A 22,095-nucleotide genomic window follows, 5' to 3' on the forward strand; every position below is an offset into this window, starting at 1 on the left:
GTTCCCCGATCGAGTCGGGAGGCCACCCCGACGGGTCGTGTCCCGCGCGGGGACCTGGCTCGTGCACCGGTCCCTGGCAGCATCGGTCGGTGGTCGGCGCGATGTCGACCCCGGCACCGGGAGAAGAGCCTTGACGCTGCAGGAGTCACGCACCGGAACGTCGTCGCACACCGACGCACCTGACGCGTTCGACCTGTTCGCCGCCGACGACGGACCGGTCGGGCACGACGTGTGGGAGCACGTGCAACGCGGCCTGATCTACCCGTCGCCGCACGCGGTGTTCGCGACCTTCTGGCGCGCCGCGGACGACCGGGCACCCACCCTGGCCCAGGTGTCGACGATCCTCCAGCAGCTCAGGGACGAGATCCACGCGGACTTCGGCAGCGCCAACACCACCATCGTGACCGGCGTCGGCTTCCGCCTGTGGCACGAGTGGTGCCGCGAGGCGGGGTCGCGGCCACCGCGGGGCATGCGGTTGCGCCACCCCTCCGGCGAACCCGGCGTGGACGCGGAGCACGCGCCGTCGAAGGTGTTCGAGCGGTCGAACGGCACCTTCGTGGACTCCGGCGCCGACCTGTGGTTCCACATCAAGTCCGACAACCGGGAGCACTGCCCCGGCGTGCTCGAGCGGCTCAGCGCGAAGCTGGCCGCGACCGGTGGCATCGATCCCACCCGGACGGTGGACCAGGAGGCCGCCACCAAGTCGGTGCGCGCGGACAAGCGGGGCGGCAAGGTCGTGGGCTGCCGCTTCTCCGAGAACCTCAACAACCCCACCAGCCCGGTGAGCCTGCAGAAGCACACCCTCGTCGGACTGGACGACCCGGACTACCTCGGCGCGTCGTTCGTGCTGGCACAGCGCTTCACCATCAACTGGTCGAACCTGCTGAACATGAACCCCGACCAGATCGAGGACCTGGTCGGCCGCACCGCCGACGACATCATCATCCCGTCCCGCGACGACCGCAGCCACATCACCCGTTCCCGGGCGCAGGACGAGATGGGCAACACCACTCCCCTGCTGCGGCTGAGCCTGCCCTACGGCACCTCTACCGCGCTCGAAGACGACGACCTGCTGGCCAAGGGCGCCAGCCGCCGCGACGAGCGGGGCATCTACTTCGCCGGCTTCGCCAACTCGGTGGGGACGCTGGAGAAGATCATGGACCAGCAGATCGGAAGGTCCGAGGGCTTCATGGCCGACCGGCTGCTGTCCAACGTCCGCTCCGACCTCGGCGGGTTCTACTTCATCCCCAGCCAGCTCAACCTGGACCTGCCGCCCACACCGGTGCCGGACCTGGCGCGCTCGTGGAGCGACTTCCCCGGCGTGGACTGGGAACGCCTGGACCGGCACTTCGACCGGCGCTCGGCCAACGGCTACATGTACTACAACCACCACGACTACCAGCACCGCATGGCCACCATCCCCGACGACCAGCGCGAGCACTGCCGGCCACCCTCGCGCCGGGTCCTGTGGCTGCTGGAGACGGTGTTCTCCCGGTGGCAGGACAGCTGGTACTTCGACCGGGCGCAGCAGGAGCTGGAGCACCTGTCGGTCTACGTCGAGCGGTACCACGGTGCCGAGCAGGCGCGGGAGGTGATGGCGCTGCCGGTGGTCGAGCGCGTGGGCTGGGCCGCCAAGATCGGCCTGGGCAAGGTGTTCGCCGGCCACGACTACGGCTTCCGCGGCCGGCGGCGCGTGGGCGGCAGGACCGTCAACGGCGCCGACACCTACCACATCGACCCGGCCGAGCTGATCGTCGGCGCCATGCCCAACCTCGGCCTCGGCCAGGGCAAGCACGTCATCGACTACACCCGCGACGACGAGCAGCTGCAGAACTTCTTCCGCGGCCTGAGCGCCGCCTCCGGCGTCGGGCACGTCGTCCCCGGCTACCAGCGCCTGCTCGACAAGGGCCTCGACGGCCTGATCGCCGAGGTGTCGGCCAAGCTCGACACGACCGACGACGAGGCCAAGCGGCAGTTCTACCGCGCGATCGTCCTGGCCCTGGAAGGCGTCGGCGAGCACTGCCTGGCCTTCGCCGACCTGGCCGCCGAGCTGGCCCACGACACCCAACCGTCCCAGCGGGCCGAACTGGAGAACCTGCTGGCGATCCACGGCCGGATGCGCAAGCTGGCCCACCAACCGCCCGACACGCTCGTCGAAGCCGCCCAGCTGATCTTCACCCTGCACTCCTGCCTGCACCTGATCGGCGAACCGACCGCCATCGGCCGCCTCGACCAACTCCTGGAACCCTTCCGCGAGCAGGACCACCGACTCGGGCTGATCACCGACGAGCAGGCGCAGGAGATCGTCGACTGCCTGTGGATCAAGCTCGGCGAGAAGGTCCTGTGGAACCGCACGTTCGTGGAGGACCACCAGCCCTACGGCAACATGGCCATGGGCGGCTTCAGCGGCAACTACCCCCAGGGCGCCGCCACCAACCAGTGGGTCCAGCAGATCACCGTCGGCGGAACGCTGCCCGACGGCGCGGACGGCGACGGCACTCCGGCTTACAACACCACCACGATGCTGTGCCTGCTCGCCGCCCGCAGGTTGCCGCTCAACGCACCCTGCCTGTCCTTGCGCGTCCGACCCGACATGCCGCGCGAGTACGCCGAGGAAGCCGCCCGTGCCCTGCTCAGCGGCGGCGCACACCCCATCCTGCTCAACGACGCCAAGATCATCCCCGGACTGGTGCGCAGCGGCGAGGCCATCGGTGACGGCACCCACCCCACCGAGTCCACCCCGGTGCGCGAGAAGGCAGGGCCGAAGTGGCGCAGCGAGGTGACCCTCGACGACGCCCGCGACTACGCCTGCGACGGCTGCTACGAACCCCAGTTCCCCGGCAAGAACTGGTTCACCCTCGGCCAGGTGAACATGCTGCAGGTGCTGGAGGCCACCCTCAACCAGGGCAAGTCCTGGCTCACCGCGGGGCCGATGTACTTGCGCGGGCAGCGGGTGTCGTTCACCTCCGCCAAGCCCTCCGAGCTCACGTCGTTCGACCAGGTGGTCGAGCTGTACTTCACCCACCTGTCCTGGATGTACGCCAAGCAGGTCGACGGCCAGCTCGCGGCGTTCGGGACGATGAGCGACGTGTGCCCGTCGCCGCTGCTGTCCTGCTTCGTGGACGACTGCGTCGAGACCGGCTTGGACTACTACGCGGGTGGTGCCCGGTACAACGTGATCGCGCCGGGGCTGATCGCCCTGCCCAACGCCATCAACTCCCTGCTCGCCATCCGGCACCTCGTCTACGAGCCCACCACCGCGGCGACCTCCCTGCCCGAACTGGTCGAGGCGCTGATGTGCGACTGGGGCGAGTCGATGACCGAGCCGTTCACCAACTCCCTGGTGGGAGCCGGCCGCATCGCCGCCCGCGCCGAACGCTTCCGCGACCTGCGCCGGGCCGCGCTCGCCCTGCCCCGCTACGGCCGGGGCGACGAGGAGGTCGACGAGTTCGGCAACCGGTTCCTGCGCCGCGTCTCCGACACCGTGGTCTCGGTGCTCACCGACCCCGCTCTTCCTGTCGCGTCCAAGCTGGTCAAGCTGGCCGAGGACATCGGGACCCCCGACCACCCGTTCGGCGTCCAGATCCAACCCGGCGTGGGCACCTTCGAGAACTACCTCGAGTTCGGCGCCGCCACCGGCGCGTCACCGGAGGGACGACGACGCGGCGAAACGCTCGCCTCGGACCTGAGCCCCACCCCGAGCCCGGCCGACCTCCCCGTCGACCACCAGGAAGAGGCGATCCTCGACTCCCTGCGGGGTTTCGCCGGTGACGGCGCGGAGTCCTTCTGGGACGCCGCACCCACCGACTTCAACATCCGCGAGGACTTCCCCCACGAAGCCCTGGTGGGGGTGATCGAGGAGTTCGCCCGCGGCACCGGTTCCAACCTGCTCACCATCACCTGCGCCGACCCCGGGACGATGGCCGCCGCCCGGCTCGACCCCGAGCAGTACGACCTGTTGCGCGTCCGGATGGGCGGCTGGAGCGAGTACTTCATCAGCCTGTTCCCGGACCACCAGCACCAGCACGAGCGCCGGCCGATCAGCGTCCCGGACGTCGAGTCCGCACGCACCGCCGATCCCTACCCCGTCCGGTCGTGAGGTGACGCCCCGGCGACGCCGGTGTCCCAGCCGACCGTCGCGGCCACGGTGTTCTTCGCCCTGGGCGGTCTGCGGGTTGCGCAAGGCCGGTGGGAACCCGCAGACCGACCGCGTGAAAGCCGACGTCGTGCTCCGCCCGCTCTCCCAAGTCGCGGGGCAGTGCCGCTCGGCTCCAGGTCACTCGACGGCGAACCCGTCAGAGCGACCTGGATGGCCGACCGATCTCACCGCCCAGCCAGCAGTTCGGCCTCCTCCTCCGCGGTCAGGCCGGCCTGCCGCTCGCGATCCGTGCCGAGCGCGCGTTCGTGTTCCAGTGCGGCCAAGGCCGTCTCGGCGATCGGCCGGCAGTTCAGGCCGGCGGCCCGAGCCGGGCCGGTGTCGCGGTCGACCACGCCCAACAAGCTGTCGGGCAACCACAGCGGCAGTGACCGGGGGCCCTGCCAGGGCATGATCCCCGCCGCGCTGAGTTCTTCCGGTGACACCGGGACGCGCTCCAAGTCGGGGGCGCCGACCGCGGTCGCGATCTCGTCCAGCACCGTGCCGAGGGTCGTGGGCGGGCCGCAGGTGTCGAAGGTGCCGGTGATCCCCTTCTCGCCCGCGACCACGATCCACTCGGCGAGATCGCGGACGTCGATGATCTGACACGGCTGGTCGGGCGCGTCGGGGACCACCGCGCGCCCGCCACGGGCGAACCTGGCCGGCCAGTAGCCGAACCGGTCGGCCTCGTCGCCCGGACCGCAGACCAGGCCGGGCCGCGCCACCATCGCGCGGTCTCCGATCGTCTCCATGACCGCTTGCTCGGAGGCCACCTTGATCTGCCCGTAGGCACCGAAGTCCTCGGGATCTGTCGGGTCGGTGTAGCGCGGTTCCCGCACCGGCTCGTCCACGCCACCGCCGCGGCGCGACAGGTCGGTGTAGACGCTCATCGTCGAGACGAACGTCCAGTGCCCCGCCTTCTCAGCCAGCTCGTCCAATGCCTCCCGCACCCACCGGTAGGAGATGAAGGCCACGTCGACCACGGCGTCGAACTGCTCACCGCGCAGTGGCGCCAACCCGTCCTCGGCGTCGCGGTCGATCTTCACCAAGCGGGAACCCTCGGGCGGCGGCCCGGACTCCCCTCGCGCGGCACAGACCACTTCGTGCCCCCGCTCGACCGCAGCAGCGGCCACCGCTCGGGACAGGAATCGAGTGCCGCCCAGTACTAGCCAACGCCCCATCGGAAATCCCCCTACCCGCGCCGGACGCGCGGATGTTGGTGATCGGTTAGCAGACCCAGGTGAGCGACGCTATCGAGTCCCGGCTGCTCGCCTCAACCGGTCCGAGAGCAGGCCCGCGCGAACCAGATCGGCGGCGTCGCGGCCGGTTTCACCAGGTACACCTGGGTGGATGCCGACGGGCAGGGCCGAGAGCCGGTAATCGGACAGTTCGGATTCCCGATGACCATTCGGACGGCAGCCGGCATTCGGCAGGCTGCCGTCGGGGTGGCGGGGTATGTTGCGGCCGGCCGGACGCACCGGCAGTGCCGGCAAGCGCGAGCCACCACGGCATGTCCCAGCCCGGAGGCTGCGTTTCGGTTGAGTCCTAACAGGAACGGTTGGACGAACCTCTGTTGTGGCCGGTCCAGTCCCCGCTCGCCGCCGGCTATCGCCCGGTCTTGAGGGCGCGGGCGATGTGCACGGCGCGACGGGCCTGAAAGGACACCGCGTCGAACTCGAGTTGGCCGGGTGGTGTCCGGCCGTTGTCGGAGACGTGGCTCGTGCCGTACGGGTTGCCGGCCTGGAACTGGATGGGGTCGGCGTAGCCCGGTGGGACGATCACGCAGCCCCAGTGGTAGAAGGTGTTGTTGAGGGCGGTGATGGTGGTCTCCTGACCACCGTGCGCGGTGCCCGCCGAGGTGAACGAGGTCGCCACCTTGTCGACGAGCCTGCCCTGTGCCCACAGCGGACCGGTGGTGTCGATGAACTGCTTCAGCTGCGCCGTCGGAAGACCGTACCGAGTCGGCGTGCCGAAGATGAGCAGGTCGGCCCACTCCAGGTCGTCCAGCGCCGCCTCAGGGACGTCCTGGGTCCGCTTGGCGTGCGCGGCCCAGCCCTCGTTGGCGGCGATGGCCTCCTCCGGCGCGAGCTCGCGCACCTTGCGCAGCCGCACCTCGCTTCCCGCCGCCTCGGCCGCCTCGGCCGCGACTCGGGCCATCGCGTACACGCTGCCGGTGGCGGAGTAGTAGATCACGGCGGTGTTGAGGTCGGACATCGAGTCTCCCGTGCTGTCGACGACTACCGCCGTGTGTACCCACTGAGCGTCGACGTGGCCGCGGGAACCACCCTTTGGTGGGCCGGCACCACCCGGAACGGCTCGACCGGCCCCTCTTCACCGCTGGTCGGGGACGACGCCGAACAGCCCCCTTCTCCCCGCCGAGAAGGCGCCAGGACGGCGGCTGGAAGTCGTCGGCGAGTCACGCTACGTTGGGAGCGCTCCCAGAATCCTCCCTGCTCGAGGAGCCAACCATGTCGCGACGACGTTGTCGCCCGGTCACCCTGCTGGCCGGCATGCTCGTTCTGGCCCTGTCCGCGTTCCTGTTGCCTTCGGTTTCCGTGGGCGGCAGCGCCGCGGCCGACACCCGCCACAGCCGCGCGGTCCCGCTCACGGAACTGACCGTGGCGTCCGAACAGGTGGCGTCCGGTCTGCGGCGCCCCATCGCGATCACCGGGTTACCGGACGGCCGGATGCTGATCGCGGAGAAGGAAGGCACCGTCCGCGCCTACCACCCCGACACCGGCCTGGCGGCCGAGCCGGTGCTCGACCTGACCGCCCTGATCGACGCCTCGGACAACGAGCGCGGCCTCCTCGGCGTCACGCCCGCGCCGAACTTCGCCCGGACCGGACTGCTCTACGTGGCCTACACGAGCCTGCCGGCCGGGGCGCTGACCCTGGCGCGCGTGCCCATCGGCGCTCCCGAGCGGCTGCGGGTGCTGCTCACCCAGGACCACGCCGAGTACGGCAACCACAACGGCGGACAGGTGGCGTTCGGCCGCGACGGCTACCTCTACTGGTCCCTCGGCGACGGTGGCCACACGCACGACCCGTTCAAGGCCGGTCAGAACCTCGGCACGCTTCTCGGCAAGATCGTGCGGATCGACGTCAACCGCACCTGCGGGGCGAAGCCCTACTGCGTGCCCTCCGGCAACCCGTTCGTCCGCGTGCCGGGCGCGCGGCCGGAGATCTGGCTCTTCGGGCTGCGCAACCCCTGGCGGTTCTCCGTCGACCCGGTCGACGGCTCGCTGTGGATCGGCGACGTCGGCCAGGGCCTGGTCGAGGAGGTCAACCACATCCGCCCGTGGCAGGGCGGCGCGAACCTCGGCTGGTCCTGCAAGGAGGGCACCCCGGTGTTCGACCCGGGGCAATGCCGGCCGGGCGCGCGGTACACCGACCCGGTCTTCGAGTACGACCACTACAACGACAACTGCTCGGTGACCGGCGGCGTGGTGTACCGGGGGTCCCGGACGCCGGAGGCGTGGGGCACCTACATCGCGGCCGACTACTGCTCGACCCGTGTGTTCGCCGTGCGCCCCAAGCTCGACGGCAGCTACGAGTCCGCCGCGATCGGCCACGTCCCCACCCAGCCGACCGCGATCGCCCCCGACGTGCACGGTGAGCTGTACGTGCTCAGCGACCTCCCGGGATACCTGAACCGAGTGCGGTTCGAACGGGTCCAGCCGGCCACCGGCGGCAAGTCCGCGACCCGCTGACCGCAGAGTCGCCCACCTCCGCGAGAGCCACGGGGGCGGCCGCGCACAGGCGGCCGTCCCCCGCGACGCGAGCGGCTACGGCCGCCGGGCACCCGTGACGCGCGGAACGTGCGGCGTCGCGGCGGTCGTGCGACCGCACCGGCGGCCCACTGCTCGGCCACCCCGACCGCGCCCGCCCGACCCCGGGTACCGACCGCGTGGCACGCGTCGGTGGCTTGGCACGTCCGACGTCAACGGCCGTCCGGTGGCCGGGCCGTGGGTGGCTCGTGGGTGAGGTCGGCGAGTTGTTGTTGGACGCGCTGGGCATCGGTGTCGCGGCCTAGTCGGCGGTAGAGCGTCAGGGCTTGCTGCCAGGCCGCTTGGGCCTGTTGCCGCTGTCCCAGGGCGGCGTGGGAGTGGCCGAGCTTGTTCAGGGTCTCGGCGGCTTTGGGGGTGTTCCCGACGGTGTGGTAGAGGGTCACGGCCTGTTGGTAGTGGTCAATGGCCTGTCGGTGGCGTCCGGTGTGCTGGTCGATGTAGCCGAGGCTGTCCAGGGTGTTCGCCTCGCCGTCGGCGTCCTGGTTCCGGCGGTGCAGGACGAGGGCGGCCTGGCAGTGGTCACGGGCGGTGTCGTGCTCGCCCAGGTGGGCGGCGAGCCAGCCGACGGTGTTGAGCGCGTCGGCTTCCCACACCGGTTGGTCGAGTTCGCGGTACAAGACCAGGGCGCGACGAGCGTGCGTCAGCGCTTCCAGGTGGTTTCCCTGCTGCTCCCGGGTCCACGCGAGGGCGTGGTGAATCCGGGCCTGCTCGATGCGGTCCTCGTGGTGCTCGGCCAGCGTCAGGGCGTCGTGCAGGTAGGTGATGGCCTGCTCGTGGCGTCCCAACTCCGCATGGGCGTGCCCCAAGCGCCAGCGGGCGTGGATGCGGGAGGTGAGGTCCGGCAGGTGCTCGGCGGCGTTGACGGCTGCCTGCCACACGGTCAGGTCGTCGTGGCGGTGTCCGCGCCACATGTGGAAGGTGCTCAGCGCCCACGCGAGGTGCCACACGGCTTCGTGACGGTGGTCGGCGGCGGCTGTGCGCTGCGCAGCCAGCAGGTGAGGGTGGTGGGCGTCCATCCAGGCCAACGCGGCGGGGCGGTCGGGCAGTGGGCGGGGGCGGACCCCGGCTGTCGGCGGGACGGGCTGGACCGCGGACGGGCGCTGGGGGTACAGGAGGTGGTCGGCGGCACGGGCGGTGTGCAGGTAGAAGTCGACCACTCGCTCCAGCGCCACCTGCCGCACCGGTTCCGGGAGGTGGGTCGTCGCGGCGTGGGCGCGAACCAGGTCGTGCATGGCGTAGCGGTTGTCCGGGCGACGGTCGAGCAGCGAGTGGTTCTCCAGCGCCAGCAGCGCCTTGCGGGTCTGTGCCTCGGTCAGGCCGGTGAGGGCGGCCGCGGCAGGCAGTTCGACATCCGGGCCGGGGGTGATCGCCAGCAGCGCGAACACCATCCGCTGGTGGTCGGTGAGCCCGCGCAGGGACCAGGACAGCACCATGGGCAGGCTGGCCGTGGGGTCGTCGTCGTTGTCGAGCATGTCCATGCCCTGGTCGCGCAGTTCGGCGGCGATCTCCGTCAGCGGGATCCGGGGACGGGTGGCCGCGTGGCGCGCTGTGATCGACAACGCCAGCGGGTAGCACCCGCACAGCCTGATGAGTTCCTCGGTCACGGCTCGGTCGGCATCGACGCGCTGGTCACCCAGGCGTGCGGCGAGCAGGGCACGGGCCTCGGCCGGGGTGAGCACGTCCAGCGGTACGTGGTGGGCGCCGTGGCGGTCGATCAGCGAGGCGAGTTTGGTACGGCTGGTGACCAGCACCGTGCACGAGGCGCCGCCGGGCAGCAGCGGCACGACCTGGTCCATGGCGGCGGCGTTGTCCAGCACGACCAGCATTCGCTTGTCCGTGACGAGGCTGCGGTACAGCGCGGCCTTGGCGGCCAGGTCCGCCGGGAGCGCGCCGGGGCCGACGCCGAGAGCGGTGAGGAAGCCGCGCAGCGCGTCGGCGGGGTCGATCGGCCGTCCTGCGGGGCTGAACCCCTGCAGGTCGACGAACAGCTGCCCGTCGGGGAAGCGGTGCAGGTTGCGGTGCGCCCAGGTCAAGGCGAGCCAGGTCTTGCCGATCCCCCCGGCCCCGCCGATCGCCGAGATCACCACCGTCCTGGTCGTCGCGCCCGGATCGGTTCGGGGATCTCCGTCCTCCGAGGCGGCGCGGTCCAACATCGCCAACTCCGGTTCGCGCCCGGTGAACGCCCTGGGCGTGCCGGGCAGTTGGCGGGGCACCACTCGTGACCGATCGGTGCCCACCGTGGCAGCGGTCAGGGCGGGATCGGCGGTGAGGATGCGTTGGTGCAGTTGTCGCAGGTCCGCACCCGGGTCGGTGCCCAGGTGGTCGGCCAGCCGGGTGCGCAACCGCCGGTAGTGGTCCAGGGCGTCGGCCTGTCTGCCGGCGCGGTGCAGGGCGAGCATCAGCTGGGCGACCACGTGTTCGTCCAGCGGGTGCGCGGCCGCGCGTTCGGTCAGCTCGGGCAACAACGCGGCGTGCTGTCCGGCCCGGAGAGCCAGGTCGAGGCGGTCGGTGTCGGCGGCGAAGCGCTCCCGCTCCAACCCGCCGCGCACCGAAGTGGTCCACGGCGTGTCCAGACCGGCCAACGCTTCACCGCGCCACAACTCGCACGCCTGCTTCAGCAGGGCCAGCGCGCGGCTTTGGTCGAGCTCGGCGCGAGCGTCGGTGACCAGGCGACGGAACCGGTGCACGTCCACGCATTCCGGGTCGACCAACAGGACGTAGCCCCCGCCGCGGCGTTGGACCACCACTTCGTCCGTGATGCCGCCCGCGGCCAACAGGCGGCGCAGGTGGGACAGGTAGTTGCTGACCAACTGGCGAGCTCGTCGAGGCGGGCGTTCACCCCAGACCCGGTCCACCACCTGGTCGGTGGCGACCACCTGGTTGGCTTCGACCGCCAGCACCGCCAGCACGCTTCGCTGTCGTGCGTGTCCGAGGTCCACCCACGCTCCGTCGACCCGGACCTCGACGTGACCCAGCACCTGGAATCGCACTCCCACCGCGCAGCCCCCTTCTGGCGCCCCGGTCCCGCACGGGTCTTGCCTATGCCCACCGATAGCTGCCCGGCACCACTGAACAGGCGATTCGCAGAACGCCGTGTTACCGGACCACATCGGGCGACCACTCTGGCGTTCGGCGGGAACCGACCCACCGACCCACCGGCCCGCCGGCACGAATGCGCCTCGAACAGTGCGCTCGTTTCACCACGACAACCAAGGGGTGGTCCAGTGTCCGTACGCTTCAAGCACGTGTTCGCGTCGGCCGTGGCGTTCATGGCCTTGATCGCCATCGTGACCGTGGCTCCGGCGGCGTCCGCATCGGCGGCGCCGTTCAAGTCGATCTTGAACCCGACCTCGTCGCACAGCGCGACCGATGTCACGACCACTGCCTGGCCGATCACCCCACCCGCCGCGTTCCCCCGCGACACCCCCTGCTACCGGGAGGAGGTCGGGGAGTACGTCTACGAAACCGGCCGAGGGGAACTGATGTACGAATTCCACTTCGGGGCGAACGTGTGCATCTTCAGCGACAGGGTCTTCGTGTACGAGCCCGAATCGGTGGTGGTGTACCCCAACGGCCAGCCCGATCCGCGACTTGCCTCGGTGACGTATTCCGCCAGGGACGTGATCAGGCCGCTCGACGCGAACGACGTCTACACCTTCTCGGACCTCACGGTGATCTTCTGCCCCGATCTGCCACAGCCCAGCGCATGTCAGCAGTACCGGCACCTGCTGGGCCTGCAGTTCACCCGCGGCTGGGTCTACCCGTATTCCCAGTTCGCCCGCCTGAGCTGACCGGCTGCTGCCGCATCCCGGTGCCCGGCTCCGAACTTGAGCAGGGGGGAGCCGTTGGTGCGCAGGTGAGGGAACTCCTGGTAGGTCGGACGTTGTCGAAGCGCCGCTCTGCCAGGAGTTCCGCTGTCATCGTGCCGATCCCCGCGGCGGCGGCCATGTGCTCATGCCAGGGTGGAGCCGTACCCGGCCACGACCGACTCCACGAGGTCGTCCAGCTCGTGCGGCACCTTGATCCCCATGTACCCGTTGAACCGGCGGTCCAGCAGGTGTTTCACCGTGGCCATCAAGTCCCCCTCGTCCGGCGCGGCGCCACAGCGAGTCGACCCGACCAACCCGGGCACCACCACAAGCCGGTATTGCGTCTCCAGGTCAAAATACCGGCCTCTCCGGTCCACCTGACCGGCCGGCGACAACACCGAACTCGGCCTGCGTCACCGGCCCGCGGCGACCGGCCACGGCATCGTCACCCCGGACGCGCTCTGGCTCACCACCAAGCACCGACAGTGGCCGCGCCGAGGTCGGCCCAGCTGAGATCCGCGCCGACGAGCGTTATCCTGGTCAGGTCGGTTGCGAACAGAGCGCACGCTCCTCTGGGGCACGAGGTCAGCGGGCTGCCTCGTCGTTGGCGACCAGCAGGCGGTGGGCCGCGCGGGCGCTCGTGACGACCTCAGGCCAACGACGGTGATCGAGGTAGTCGACGTCGGGCGCGACCGGTCCCAGTTCGTCCAGTACGACGAGCAGTGGATCGAGTACCGCCTTGATCGCCGCGACCTCCTGGTGATCACGCAACCGGTAGCCGATGTCCTCGGACGCGTCGCGCATGTCCCAGAACGTGTCGTCAACCAGCCAGTGGACCGCGTTGGTCAGGTCACCGACCCGCTGCTCGACGGCCTCCCGGTCGAGCTCCGCGAACAGCTTGAGCGCGTCGGTGACGTCACCTCGCAAGCCCGGGTACCGAACGTCTTCAACCACCTCGTCGCTCACGCGATCACCGTATACCTGCCCGTGAAGTCGAGGCGCACGCCACGAGGGGTCTCGTCAACACGGGCGTCGTTGCGGGACATGATCCCGCCATGGCGTTGACACAAGTTGTGACCTACAGGGGTTTCGCTGCCCGATTGGTCGAACTCGGAATGGTGACCGCAGGACGGGCGGCAGAGGAGCTGGCGGCCGCCGCGGACTGGCGCGACCCGGACGCGGAACTGCCGATCGACGAGCGGCCGGCGGCGCTGGTCGAGTTAGGTGCCGCGGTGGGCGTGCACACGGAGGACGTCGGTCTCGACGGCCCTGACCTGGTGGACGCCTACGCCGACATCCTGACCGCCGCGGCGGCGTGCTCCGGCGGGACGGTGGTCGTCGAGGACATCGCGTTCACCGAGCAGGAGGACGAGGACGCGTCGGGTGACTGGCTGCTGACCTTCACCCGCAACGGCCAACCGATGTCCTGGACCATCGACGACCACGACGAGTACCTCGACACCCTGTCGATCTTCGAGTCGATCAACGACCTCCGGCCGCCCGGCGACGTGCAGCGTCGGTTCCACCGTCTGTCCACTTCACCCGGCGCCGACCAGGTTTACGTGCTCGCCTCGGACGCCCAGCTCGCGGTGATCACGGGCGAACTGGGTCTGTCTCTCCTCGCCTGACCGGAGGCGCCGCTGCGAACACCCCGCTCGCGCACGCCGCATTGGTTCGATCTTGGGCGGTCGGGTGGTGGACGACCGCCCAAGATGGCCGGAGAAGTGGGTTCCGTTCACCGCATGAGGTTGTCGCCGCGAGAGGTGCGGGCGTAGTAGACCTCGCGGCCGATGCGGGCCTTCGAGGCGAGTCCGGCGGCGACCAGTCGGTGGAGCTGGACCGACACCCCTCCGGGCGCGAGGGTGAGCGCCCGTGCCAGTTGGTCGGTAGTCGACGGCACGTCCAGCAATGCCAGGAGCCGGGCTCGGGTGGTTCCCAGGGCTGCCGAGATGTCGTGGTCGGCCTCCTCCGGTTCCCAGAGGGCTCCGACACCGCGGGCGGGGTACCTGACAACGGGGGTCCAGGGCTCGGCGGTCTTGACGTACACCCGGGGCCAGGTGAACGCCGAGGGGACCAGGACGAGCCCGCGGCCGGTGAGGACGCGGTCGGGGTTGGCGACTCCGGCGACGCGGTTGCCGATCACCAGCGTGTCGCTCGTCGGATCCCACCGGACGTCCGGGTGCAGTCCGTTGAGCATCGCGCCGGGACCGCGGTCCGCGGTGGACATCGCCCGGTGGTGGATGTCGCGTTCGAGTATGCCCCGCATCGCGGGCCAGGTCGGCTCGATGGTCCGCGACCAGTACGCGCGCAGGTCGGTCACCAGGCTGCGGAGTTCCCGCCGCGGCGCTCTGACCAGCGGGTGCAGCGATGGCGGGACTCCGTCGGGGTGTGTGTCCCGCACTTCGCGGCGGACGACGTCGACCGAAGTAGCCAGGACAACCGACAGTTCGTCGTCGATACCCGCAAGTGGCGAATCAGGCGTCGGTGCGAGGAATCCCGGTAGGTGGCCAACGCGCTGGATGGCGAGGTCCCTGAGGTTCTGGTGACGCGCACGAGTGAGGACAGGGTCGTCCCGGTGTCGGGACAACCAGGGCATGTGGATCGCGTGCGTGGCCGGCTGTCCGAGGACTCGCAGGCTGGCGAGGAGTTCCCAGGCGGGTGAGATCGCCCAGCGCAAACGGCTGAGGTCCGCGGCGTCGAGCCGGATGCGCATCTCCCCCATGGATTCACTCTAACGTGAATCTGATGACCCCATCTCCGACGGTCTTCGATGCTCCCCGTCATGACGACGCAGGCGCGACTGCCCGACACCGCCGAACTGGCTCGGGACCGCGGCCGGTATCTCCTCGCTTCCGGCGTTGCGTTGTGGGGCGCGCAACTCGGCGTCGCAGCGGTTCCGCTGACGGCCGTCGCGTCGCTGTCCGTCGACGCCCGCGGTACCGCGCTGCTGTCGGCCAGCGTCGCCGTGCCTTTCATGGTCCTGGGCCTGCCCGTGGGTGCCTGGCTCGACCGCGTCCGACGTCGTCCGGTCATGATCACCGCGGACGTCGTCCGCGCCGCGGCCCTCGCCACGGTTCCCATCGCGGACTGGCTCGGCGCGCTGACCTTCGTCCACCTCTGGGTGGTGGTGCTGGTCAACGGGGTCGCGACGGTGTTCTTCGACCTCGGCACCCAGAGTCACCTCAAAGACCTCGCTCCAGCGGACCAGTTGGTGAAGACGAACGGCAGGCTGGCGACCCTCACCCAGTCCGCCCTGATCTGCGCGCCTCCGCTGGCGGGCTGGGCCTCGGGACTGCTCACGCCGCCCGCTGTCCTCGCCGCGACCGCGGTCGGCTACGCCTGGTCGGCGGTCTGGCTCTCGCGGCTGCGCACTCGGGAGCCGGCCCATCGCGCCGACGCGCCGCGGCAACGGCTTTCGGCTGACATTCGTGACGGTGTCCGGTTCGTCCGGCAACATCCCGTGCTCCTCGCCGTCCTCGGAGCCGGTTGCCTGGTCAACTTCGGCAGCGCCGCGTTCACCGCGGTCCTGCCCGTGTACGCGCTGGTGGACCTCGGTTGGTCCGAAGCGCAACTCGGAACGTACCTCGGCGCCGGAGGGATCGGCGGTCTGCTGGGAGCCGTGACGGCGAACAAGGTTGCGGGTCGGCTCGGTACCGGTCGTTCGGTCTTCGTGATCGGCCTGTTCATCGCCCCCACCGCCGTGTTGCTGCCACTCACGGGGGACCCGGTTCCCGGTTACGTCGCCGCAGCCGCCTGGGCGCTGATCATCTACAAGATCGGTTTCGATGCCGTCGTCATGATGAGCTTCCGCCAGGCGGTCACGCCCTCCCACCTCCTGGGTCGGGTGAACGGCACGATGAGGGTGCTCCTCACCGCGGCCGTCGCCGCCGGCGCCGCCACGGCCGGGGCGGTCGCGACGGTGGCCGACAACCGGGCCGCCGTCATCGTGGCGTCGGTCGCGCTCGGCCTGGTGTGGGTCCCGATCGCGTTGTCCCCACTACGCCGCATGTCTACCTTGGACAGTGCGCGATGAGCGCCGGAACGCGATGGCCGGCGATCGCGGTGATGATCGCCGTGAGCCTCGGCTGGGGGTGCTCGTTCCTGCTGATCCGCGAGTCACTGCAGGCGACCGGCGCGTACGGGGTCGCGTTCGGCAGGGTCGCCCTCGGCGCCGCGGTCCTGAGCCTGATCCCCGCATCCAGGCGACGAGTGCCACTGCGCGCCTGGCCGGGGCTCGGCGCGCTCGCGGTGACGTGGATGGCGCTTCCGATGGCCCTGTTCGCACTGGCCGAACGCAGTGTCGGTTCGGCGACCGCGGGAATGATCAACGGCTCCGCACCGGTCTTCACCGCGATCGTCGCCGCGGCGCTCACCAGGACGCTGCCCGGTGCACAACGCCTGCTCGGCCTGCTCATCGGAGCCCTCGGGGTCGCCGCGATCGGGCTACCCGGCGCCACCCAGGGCGCCGGCGCACCCATGGGCGTGGTGCTCGTGCTCGTCGCCGTCGCCCTGTACGGCGTGGCGTTCAACATCGCCGGCAGGCTCCAGCGTGAGCACGAAGCCCTGCCGGTCATCTGGCGATCCATGACCATCGCCGCCCTGCTGCTCGCACCCGCCGGCCTGCCGGATCTGGTGAACGCACAGCCCGTTCCGCACGCGATCGTCGCCCTGGTGCTCCTCGGCAGCATCAGCACCGCCGTGTGCTTCGCCCTCTTCGCCTGGCTCGCCGGAACCCTCGACCCCACCCGAGCATCAGCCGTCACCTATGCCGTACCGGTCGTGGCCCTGCTCGCGGGCGTGCTCCTCGGCGGCGAGTCCGTACACGGGCTCGCACTCGCCGGAACCCTCCTCGTCGTCACCGCGGCGTACCTGGTCCAGCGGTGACCCCAGTTGCCGCCGCACTCGCTCGGCGTCGGCGTCGCGGGCCTGTGCCCGGTACAGGCCCAGCGCTTCACGCCACGCCGCTCGGGCGTCGTCACGGCGGCCGCGCGCGGTGCAGGACTGGCCGAGGCCCGGTGCGGCGGGCAGGCGGGCCGCTCCTCGTGGTGGCGCAGCGAGCCTGCCGGCTCCGCGATGGTCCACGCTCACTCCCCACCGTGCCCTTTCGGGCCGAACACGGGCACCGATCGTGCCCTCAGGTCCCTGGCCGGCAGGGGGTGCGGCCGCCCACGCTGCCGGGAGAGGCAGCGAAGGGGAACCCATGTCGCACACCGCGCACCAGCGCGAACCGGACCGCCGCGACGCGCACGATCCGGCACGCGCACCGAAGCAGCACACCGCTCCCGCGACCGGCCGGGGGCCGCTCTCCGTGGACCGGATCCTGGCGATGCAGCGGGCGGTCGGGAACGCCGCCGTGGCGCGGATGCTGAGCGAGAACGGTGCCGACGTGCAGCGCTCGGCGGTGCACGAGGTGCTGCGCACGCCCGGCAAGCCCTTGGACGCACCCGTGCGCGAGGACATGGAGAGCCGGATGGGGGCGGACTTCTCCGACGTGCGCGTGCACACCGACGGCGCGGCGGCGCAGGCGGCGGAGTCCGTGCGGGCCGAGGCGTTCACGACCGGCTCGCACCTGGTGTTCGGGCAGGGGCAGTACGACCCGTCGTCGTCGACCGGGCGGCACCGGCTCGCCCACGAGCTGACCCACGTGCTCCAGCAGCGCTCCGGACCGGTGGCCGGCACCGACACCGGGGCCGGGGTGCGGGTCAGCGACCCCTCGGACCGCTTCGAGCGGGCCGCCGAGGACAACGCTCGGCGCACCATGGCCGCGCAGCGCACCCCCGACGCGGGAGCCCACCCCACCACCGAACACGGCGCCGTGCAACGCTACGCGGACCACGCCCCGGCGCGGGACGACGTGCCGCACGTCCAACGGGTACTGGACTACTCCGCCGTCCAGCACCACGGGAACACGGAGGCGGCCGACGCCGAGACGCGCGGCAGGTGGCTCAGGAAGCTGGTCTACGCCGAGCTGGCCGAGACGCTCAAGATGCCGAAGTGGACCGGCGAGCACTGGAAGAACTGGAAGAAGACCAACGTGGGAGTCGCCGACCGGGTGGACCCGCTGGTCAGGTCCATCGAACCCAGCGTGACGGCCATGGAGTTGGACAACGAGGTCACCCGCGCCCAGATCGGCGAGCTGAACGACATCCTGCACCAGATCGAGACGGTCGTCGACGAGCGCAGGGCAGCTCCCTCCGCCATCGCCGGCACGCTCATCGGCAACGAGTTCACCTTCGTGGACGACGCCCTCCGGACGGCCGCCGGGAAGGCCGCGAAGAACAAGAACAGCGACATCTACAAGTTGATGAAAGACCCCTACAACCAGGCGGCCCAGAGGTGGGCCGACGCGATGGCCCACCTCGGTGGCCCCACCCCGGAAAGGGGCGTCGACCGCAACAAGATGACCATGCTGACCTACCGGTTCACCTCGGCGGACTACGGCGTGGACTGGCGCTACCAGGTGACCGCCGACCAGGCGTGCGTGGAGGTGATCACCGACAAGGCCGCGGCGTCGGACGTGTACGCGGGAGCCGTCGGCGACCTCATGGACCAGTACGTGTTCAACGTCGCCAAGGCGGTCGGCCTGGAGACCGACATCACGATCGGCGGCGGGCACATCAACATCGACGAGACGACCTCCGTCGGCCACCACGGCAACCCCAGGGCGGCGCGCGTGCTGGCCGAGTTCATCGACGAGGTGTACAAGGACGAGAAGTACTGGCAGGCCCGCGACCCGGACGAGGTCAACGCCCCGTTCCTCTCGGAGCTCAACGACGCCAAGAAAAAGCAGGTCGACTACGACGCGGTGATCAAGAAGTTCAACGCGGAGAACTGGACGATCCCCGTCCTGGTCAGGCACCTCCTCACGGACGTGTTCAACACCGGCAACACCGACCAGGCCAACCCCGAGAAGTACCACGCCCTCAACTTCTCGGCGATGCGGGAGGGGACGCCCGAGGAGCAGCGGCGCCTGGAGTTCCGCCGCGTCCCCGCCCAACCCGACCGGCAGGTCCTGCTGGAGGAGCTGACCAGGCTCGCGGGTCTGCTGAAGACCGCCCGCGAGAAGGCCTGACGCACGCACGACGGCGTCTGGTCCAGGGGACACACGGGCTGTTCAGGTCACATCCGTTGCTCGGCGACCAGCCAGCACAGGCAGAACGGATGACCGGCCGGGTCGGCGTAGACCTGGAAGTCGTCCCCCGAGGTGTTCCCCGCCGCCGCTTTCAACACCGAGGCGCCCAGGGCCAGCACCTGTTCGTGCGCTTCGGCGAAGTCCTCGACCCACAGGTCGAGGTGCACCTGCTGCTTGGTCGGGCCGTCCGGCCACTGCGGCGGCACGTGGTCGGGTGCGAGCTGCACCCCGACGCGGGGCGCCCCGTCCACCATCACCATGTGCCAGTCGCCGTCCTCGTCCACCTCACCACCGAGCACCCCGGCCCAGAAACGGCTCTCAGCGGCGAGATCGGCGGCGTCGAACGTCACGACCTGGTACTTGATCCGCATGTCACCAGTCTGTCAAGAATCCGGTACCACCGCAGAGCGCGACGCGGCCGCCCGAGTCCGTGCCGATCCGACACCGCGTCCGCTGATCGCGATTGCGACCACAGGTCACGGTGGTTACAGTTCTCCACGGCTCCCCAGGGCTGGAGCGCCACGTGTGGACGTCTGCCGATCCCCTTGCCCTGCGCGATCGGCGAGGAGTTCACCGTGCGCACGCGTTCCTCAGTGCCCGAAACCGTCATCAGGGCGCAGAACCTCGGCAAGACCTACGAGTTCTACCGGCAACCACCAGGGCTCCTGGGCGCTGTCCGCAGTCTCTTCCACCGCGAGCTCACGAGCGTGCAGGCTGTTCGCGGTGTCGACCTGGCCGTCGGTCGGGGCGAGATCATCGGTCTGCTCGGGCCGAACGGAGCCGGCAAGACCACCATCGTCAAGATGCTGTGCGGACTCCTGGTGCCGACCGGGGGAAGCCTCGAAGTGTGCGGCGAGCGACCCGCGGACCGGTCGTACAGGTTCCTGTCCCGGATTTCCGTGATCTTCGGCCAGAAGGCGATGTTGTGGTGGGACGTGTCCACCCGCGAGTCGCTCAGGATCCACCGGAGCATGTACGAGATCTCCCGTGACGAGTTCGCCGCGACGGTGGCACGGCTGGGCGACCTGCTGGGCATCACGGAGGTCCTGGACACGCCGGTCCGCCACCTCTCGCTCGGGCAGCGCATGCGGTGCGAGCTCGCCCTGGCTCTGCTCCACCGGCCGACGCTGCTGTTCGCCGACGAACCGACGATCGGGCTGGACGTCGAGGCCAAAGTGGCCGTGCGGAACCTCTTCCGCGAGGTCAACCGGACGCTCGGCACCACGATCGTGCTGACGAGTCACGACATGAGCGACGTCGAAGCGCTCACCGACCGCGTCGTCATCATCAAGGACGGTGCGGCGGCGTTCGACGGCGACCTCGCCGAGCTGCGCGCTCACGCCGACAATCCCGCGGAGGTGGTGCTGACCTACCGCGACAGGCCGAGCATTCCTCCGGGGCTCGCGCACGACTCCGTAGGGGACCGGTGCGCGCAGCGTCCGCTTGCGGCTCGACAACCGACCGGTGCCGGAACTGGTCGGGACCGCCGCGCGGTGGGGCGAGCTGGTCGACTTCCGGGTCGTCGAACCCGGGCTGGACGAGGTCCTGGCGAAGGTGTTCCGCGAGGACGGTGGTGACCGGTGACCCGCTCCACCGCACGGCGCACCGCGTCGGTGTTCCTCGCCGTGCTGCACCAGGAGTTGCAGATGATCGCCCAGTACCGTTGGTGGTTGCCGGCGACGCAGGCGAGCGTGGTGACGGTTCCGCTGATCTCGTTGCTGGTGTGGCGTGGTGCCATCGCCCACGGCGCGGAGCCTCCGGTCACGCGCGACTACCTGACCACGTACCTGGTCCTGGTCAGCCTGGTCACCATGCTGACGTCGAGCTGGACCGCCAGGTTCCTCGCCGAGAGCATCCGCTCGGGGCGCTTGAACAGCCGGCTCGTCCGACCCTGCTCCACCCACGTCTCCGCCGCGGCCAACAACGTCGGCGAGAAGATCGCCAAGCTCGCCACCCAGCTGCCCCTGGTGGTCGTCGTGGCCATCCCGTTCCACGACGACCTCGACCTGCCGACGCACCCGGGACGTTGGCTGCTGTTCGCCTGGGCACTGGTCCTGGGTGCCACGTTCACCTTCAGCCTCGACGTCGCCGTCGGCTCACTCGCCTTCTGGTGGCAGGACGTCACCGCCGTGGACCGCTTCCGGCAGTTGGCGACGCTCTTCCTCTCCGGAGCGGTCGTGCCGCCGGCGGTCATGCCCGCCGCGTGGGAGCCCTTCCTCCGCGCACAGCCGTTCGGGTACGTCGTCGCGTTCCCGATCCAGACGCTCCTGGAACCGGACACCGCCGGCCTGCGGGCCGGGCTGGCGGCGCAGGTTGCCTGGGTCGCCTGCGCGCTCATCGCGGCCCGCGTCGCCTGGGTCCGGGGCCTGCGCCGCTACCACGGAGCGGGCGCGTGAACCGGCGTACCGCGCGCGTCACCTTCGGGGTGTGGGTGGGGCTGTTCCGCCAAGCGGTGATGCGAGACCTGCAGTTCCGGTCGCAAGCCTGGCTGCACCTGGTCGCGAGCGTGGGCGAACTGGTCCTCGGCATCCTGCCCGTGCTGATCCTGACCGGCTACGCGGGGTACGACCCGTCGATCACCCAGGTTTCCGTGCTCACCGTCGGCATCTTCGCCGTAACCACCGGCTTGATGGACTGCTTCGTCACCCCGGGCCTGCGCCGGTTCGACTCGGCCGTCCGCCGGGGCGAACTCGACCTGGCGATCATCAGGCCGGTCCCGACGCTGTGCTACGCGGTGCTGCGCTGGATCCAACCGACCGAACTCGGCAAGTGCCTGACCGGGACGACGATCATCGTCGTCGCCACGCAGGTCTACGACTTGGACGTCCAGCCGCACGCGGTCGGGTCCACGCTCGTGTGGGCGTTGGTCGGCAGCGTCGCCTACTGCACCTTCTGGGCGGACCTGGCGTTCCTCGCCTTCTGGCTCCAGTCGGTCGAACCGGTCAACGACCTGGCCGCCGCGTGGCGGGGCGCCGGCCAGTACCCGCGCCAGTTCTTCCCGCGCACCTTCCAGGTCGTCCTGGTCTCGGTCACCCCGGCCGCGCTCAGCGGCTCCTACCCCGCCGAACAGCTCCTGGAGCCGACCACGACCCTGGTCCTCGCGCCCGTCGTGCTGATCGCGGCGTGCTCGCTCACCGCGTTCATCTGGCGGCGGGGTCTCGTGCGGTACGACAGCGCGAGCACCTAGGCGGCGTCTCCTAATTGTGGGAAGCGGTGCGGCAGATCATGATC

17 protein-coding genes are annotated in these 22,095 nt (G+C 70.3%); 10 read left to right on the top strand and 7 right to left on the bottom strand.

Annotated features, from left to right (window positions below; all coding sequences use genetic code 11):
- Window positions 1-130 precede the first annotated feature (130 nt).
- On the top strand, window positions 131-4,099 hold the full coding sequence (locus A6A25_RS32310; protein ID WP_241829026.1) for a Dyp-type peroxidase: 3,969 nt from the start codon (window positions 131-133) through the stop codon (window positions 4,097-4,099).
- 224 nt (window positions 4,100-4,323) lie between these two features.
- On the opposite strand, the gene A6A25_RS32315 is transcribed toward A6A25_RS32310, so the two are convergent.
- Together A6A25_RS32315 and wrbA are read right to left on the bottom strand one after the other, a co-directional pair.
- Window positions 4,324-5,316, bottom strand: coding sequence for an NAD-dependent epimerase/dehydratase family protein (locus A6A25_RS32315; protein ID WP_073896724.1), 993 nt, complete (start codon window positions 5,314-5,316; stop codon window positions 4,324-4,326).
- A 424-nt stretch (window positions 5,317-5,740) separates the two neighbouring features.
- Window positions 5,741-6,349 carry an NAD(P)H:quinone oxidoreductase gene (wrbA, locus tag A6A25_RS32320; RefSeq protein WP_073896726.1) on the bottom strand — a complete coding sequence of 203 codons (609 nt, stop codon included), beginning with the start codon at window positions 6,347-6,349 and terminating at the stop codon, window positions 5,741-5,743.
- A 254-nt stretch (window positions 6,350-6,603) separates the two neighbouring features.
- Between wrbA and A6A25_RS32325 the strand changes: the two genes are divergently transcribed.
- A complete protein-coding gene (locus A6A25_RS32325; RefSeq protein ID WP_073896728.1) occupies window positions 6,604-7,845 on the top strand; it encodes a PQQ-dependent sugar dehydrogenase in 1,242 nt (413 codons plus the stop codon).
- 230 nt (window positions 7,846-8,075) lie between these two features.
- Here the strand turns inward: A6A25_RS32325 and A6A25_RS32330 are convergent, their stop codons facing one another.
- On the bottom strand, window positions 8,076-10,919 hold the full coding sequence (locus A6A25_RS32330) for an AfsR/SARP family transcriptional regulator (protein ID WP_073896730.1): 2,844 nt from the start codon (window positions 10,917-10,919) through the stop codon (window positions 8,076-8,078).
- A 249-nt stretch (window positions 10,920-11,168) separates the two neighbouring features.
- Between A6A25_RS32330 and A6A25_RS32335 the strand changes: the two genes are divergently transcribed.
- Window positions 11,169-11,714 carry a hypothetical protein gene (locus A6A25_RS32335; RefSeq protein ID WP_143193549.1) on the top strand — a complete coding sequence of 182 codons (546 nt, stop codon included), beginning with the start codon at window positions 11,169-11,171 and terminating at the stop codon, window positions 11,712-11,714.
- Window positions 11,715-11,875: 161 nt separating this feature from the next.
- Here A6A25_RS32335 and A6A25_RS46500 read toward each other — a convergent pair whose 3' ends face one another.
- Window positions 11,876-11,998 carry a hypothetical protein gene (locus A6A25_RS46500; protein WP_274534359.1) on the bottom strand — a complete coding sequence of 41 codons (123 nt, stop codon included), beginning with the start codon at window positions 11,996-11,998 and terminating at the stop codon, window positions 11,876-11,878.
- A 319-nt stretch (window positions 11,999-12,317) separates the two neighbouring features.
- Entirely contained in the window at window positions 12,318-12,698 is a 381-nt protein-coding gene (locus tag A6A25_RS32345) for an SCO4402 family protein (protein ID WP_073896733.1), read from the bottom strand.
- A 152-nt stretch (window positions 12,699-12,850) separates the two neighbouring features.
- On the opposite strand from A6A25_RS32345, the gene A6A25_RS32350 reads away from it, so the two are divergent.
- The gene (locus A6A25_RS32350) at window positions 12,851-13,360 is read left to right on the top strand and encodes a hypothetical protein (RefSeq protein WP_143193550.1); all 510 of its coding nucleotides are present in this window, start codon (window positions 12,851-12,853) and stop codon (window positions 13,358-13,360) included.
- Window positions 13,361-13,467: 107 nt separating this feature from the next.
- Here A6A25_RS32350 and A6A25_RS42565 read toward each other — a convergent pair whose 3' ends face one another.
- A complete protein-coding gene (locus tag A6A25_RS42565; protein WP_338013240.1) occupies window positions 13,468-14,454 on the bottom strand; it encodes a DUF5937 family protein in 987 nt (328 codons plus the stop codon).
- Between the two features lie 60 nt (window positions 14,455-14,514).
- Here A6A25_RS42565 and A6A25_RS32360 point away from each other — a divergent pair, with 60 nt between their 5' ends.
- From A6A25_RS32360 to A6A25_RS32370, 3 genes are all read left to right on the top strand, one after another.
- On the top strand, window positions 14,515-15,765 hold the full coding sequence (locus A6A25_RS32360; RefSeq protein ID WP_073896736.1) for an MFS transporter: 1,251 nt from the start codon (window positions 14,515-14,517) through the stop codon (window positions 15,763-15,765).
- Window positions 15,762-16,616: a DMT family transporter gene (locus A6A25_RS32365; protein WP_083668852.1), complete on the top strand. Its 855-nt coding sequence runs from the start codon at window positions 15,762-15,764 to the stop codon at window positions 16,614-16,616. Before A6A25_RS32360 ends, A6A25_RS32365 begins: the two co-directional genes overlap by 4 nt.
- A gap of 316 nt (window positions 16,617-16,932) precedes the next feature.
- Window positions 16,933-18,804 carry an eCIS core domain-containing protein gene (locus A6A25_RS32370; protein ID WP_073896740.1) on the top strand — a complete coding sequence of 624 codons (1,872 nt, stop codon included), beginning with the start codon at window positions 16,933-16,935 and terminating at the stop codon, window positions 18,802-18,804.
- A gap of 47 nt (window positions 18,805-18,851) precedes the next feature.
- Here A6A25_RS32370 and A6A25_RS32375 read toward each other — a convergent pair whose 3' ends face one another.
- Window positions 18,852-19,235, bottom strand: a complete 384-nt coding sequence (locus tag A6A25_RS32375) for a VOC family protein (protein ID WP_073896742.1) — start codon at window positions 19,233-19,235, stop codon at window positions 18,852-18,854.
- A 204-nt stretch (window positions 19,236-19,439) separates the two neighbouring features.
- Between A6A25_RS32375 and A6A25_RS32380 the strand changes: the two genes are divergently transcribed.
- From A6A25_RS32380 to A6A25_RS32390, 3 genes are read left to right on the top strand one after another with little or no spacing between them, the layout of a single operon-like run.
- A complete protein-coding gene (locus A6A25_RS32380) occupies window positions 19,440-20,441 on the top strand; it encodes an ATP-binding cassette domain-containing protein (protein ID WP_198932936.1) in 1,002 nt (333 codons plus the stop codon).
- A gap of 3 nt (window positions 20,442-20,444) precedes the next feature.
- A complete protein-coding gene (locus tag A6A25_RS32385) occupies window positions 20,445-21,260 on the top strand; it encodes an ABC transporter permease (protein WP_143193551.1) in 816 nt (271 codons plus the stop codon).
- A complete protein-coding gene (locus tag A6A25_RS32390; RefSeq protein WP_073896748.1) occupies window positions 21,257-22,051 on the top strand; it encodes an ABC transporter permease in 795 nt (264 codons plus the stop codon). Before A6A25_RS32385 ends, A6A25_RS32390 begins: the two co-directional genes overlap by 4 nt.
- Window positions 22,052-22,095 lie beyond the last annotated feature (44 nt).

The sequence above is a fragment of the Saccharothrix sp. CB00851 genome (genome assembly GCF_001905065.1).
Classification (GTDB): Bacteria; Actinomycetota; Actinomycetes; order Mycobacteriales; family Pseudonocardiaceae; genus Actinosynnema.

Bases quoted from the DNA above. Each gene is read 5' to 3' on its own strand.
- A6A25_RS32370 (WP_073896740.1), top strand. From the start codon at position 16,933: ATGTCGCACACCGCGCACCAGCGCGAACCGGACCGCCGCGACGCGCAC.
- A6A25_RS32360 (WP_073896736.1), top strand. From the start codon at position 14,515: ATGACGACGCAGGCGCGACTGCCCGACACCGCCGAACTGGCTCGGGAC.
- A6A25_RS32325 (WP_073896728.1), top strand. From the start codon at position 6,604: ATGTCGCGACGACGTTGTCGCCCGGTCACCCTGCTGGCCGGCATGCTC.
- A6A25_RS42565 (WP_338013240.1), bottom strand. From the start codon at position 14,454: ATGGGGGAGATGCGCATCCGGCTCGACGCCGCGGACCTCAGCCGTTTG.
- A6A25_RS32365 (WP_083668852.1), top strand. From the start codon at position 15,762: ATGAGCGCCGGAACGCGATGGCCGGCGATCGCGGTGATGATCGCCGTG.
- wrbA (WP_073896726.1), bottom strand. From the start codon at position 6,349: ATGTCCGACCTCAACACCGCCGTGATCTACTACTCCGCCACCGGCAGC.
- A6A25_RS46500 (WP_274534359.1), bottom strand. From the start codon at position 11,998: ATGGCCACGGTGAAACACCTGCTGGACCGCCGGTTCAACGGGTACATG.
- A6A25_RS32315 (WP_073896724.1), bottom strand. From the start codon at position 5,316: ATGGGGCGTTGGCTAGTACTGGGCGGCACTCGATTCCTGTCCCGAGCG.
- A6A25_RS32375 (WP_073896742.1), bottom strand. From the start codon at position 19,235: ATGCGGATCAAGTACCAGGTCGTGACGTTCGACGCCGCCGATCTCGCC.